This is a genomic window from Falsiroseomonas oryzae (assembly GCF_027856955.1).
GTDB lineage: Bacteria > Pseudomonadota > Alphaproteobacteria > Acetobacterales > Acetobacteraceae > Falsiroseomonas > Falsiroseomonas oryzae.
This window is the reverse complement of record NZ_JAPSMD010000748.1, coordinates 1-1,508: the sequence shown is the minus strand read 5'-3', so window position 1 is coordinate 1,508 and position 1,508 is coordinate 1. Positions and strand designations below refer to the sequence as shown.

2 protein-coding genes are annotated in these 1,508 nt (G+C 76.4%); both read left to right on the top strand.

Annotated features, from left to right (window positions below):
• Nucleotides 1–661, top strand: a 661-nt coding sequence (locus OZN99_RS31340) for a heparinase II/III domain-containing protein (RefSeq protein ID WP_270939108.1), incomplete at its 5' end; no start/stop codon positions are given.
• A 67-nt stretch (nt 662–728) separates the two neighbouring features.
• The coding region (locus OZN99_RS31335) for a hypothetical protein (RefSeq protein ID WP_270939107.1) at nt 729–1,508 on the top strand (780 nt) is incomplete at its 3' end.

Sequence of the window (1,508 nt, the reverse complement as noted above, 5' to 3'; positions counted from 1 at the left end):
TCCCGCCGCCATGCTGGACCGCCCCGCGCGCTGGCGCGCCGCCGGCACGATGGGCTGGGCGGAGGGCGGGGCCGCGGCGGTGCTGCGCACCGGACCGCTGCGCTTCCGCCCCGGCCAGTCCGACCTGCTGCACCTCTCGCTGCGCGACGGCACGGAGTGGGTGGTCCGCGACGGCGGGACCGGCAGCTACGATCCACCGGCTGCGTGGTGGCGCGCGGCGCTGTGGGATGCGGCCGCGCACAACGCCCCCGTCTTCGACGATGCCGAGCCGATGCCGCGGCTCTCCCGCTTCCTGCTCGCCCGCTGGCCGCGGCTGTCCGCCCTGCCCGACGGCGCGGCGTCGCGTGATTTTCGCGGCAACCGGCTCGCCCGCCACCTGCGTGTCTCGGATCGCGCCTGGACGGTGGAGGACCGCATCGCGGGGCCGTTCCGCCGCGTGGCCTGGCACTGGCGCCTCTGCCCCGGCGACTGGCGGCGGACGCCGGACGGGGTCGCGGGGCCGCGCGCCGTCATTGCGGTGCAGGCCGACGCACCGCTGCGTCTTGCCTTGGTCGCGGGCTGGGAGAGCGCGTCCTACGGGACGATCGCCCCCGCGCCGGTGCTGCGGGTGGAGGCGGCCGCGCCGGTGGCGAGGATCGTGACGCGAATTCGGCTGCCCTGATTGCATCTGCAGTTGCATCACGCGACCGCAATGAACCAAGCTTGCTGACGGAGGAAGGCTCGTGCCGATGGAGGAGCTGCTGGCGGGCGTCTGGGCGCGACGCGCACGCGTCGTGCTGGCCGCGCTGCTGCTCTTCGCCGCCGGCGCCGCCGTGATCCTGGCCTGGCCGCGCAGCTACGTCGCCGAGGCTGTGGTGGCGCCGGCCGAGACCACGGGCATCGCCACCTCCACCCTGCTGTCGCCGGCGCCCACCATCGGCGGCCTGCTCGATCCGCGCCCGACCGGCAATTTCGCGATCTATCTCGGCGCGCTCCGCTCCGCCGAGGCGGCCGCGATGCTGGCGGCGGAGACCGGGCTGCTCGCCTGGCTCACCGCGGAGCGCACCACGCCCCCGCGCGGTGCCATCCGGCGCGCGTTCGGCCTGCGCGAGGAGGCCGACCTCGACGACCTGCGCGACTGGCTGGAGCGGCGGCTGGCGGTGACGCAGACCCTCGGCGCCGTCACCTGGACGCTCTCCCTGGCGCATCCCGACCGCGACGCGGCGCTCGATGCGCTGCGGCGCCTGCACCGCTTCGCGGAAGCGAAGGTCCGCGCCGACCTCGAGGAGCTCGCCCGCCGCCGCGTCGCGGCGCTGGAGGCGCGGCTGAACCGCGAGCCCGACCTCTACATCCGCCAGTCGCTCTACGAGCTGCTCGCGCAGAGCCAGCGCGCCAGCGTGGTCGCGGCCGCGGACGAGGCGGTGGCGGCGCGGCTGGTCTCGGCGCCCAGCGTCGGCATCCGGCCGAGCCTGCCGAACCGGCCGCTGCTGCTGCTGCTGCTGGCCGCCGCCGCGCCGCTGGCCGCCATC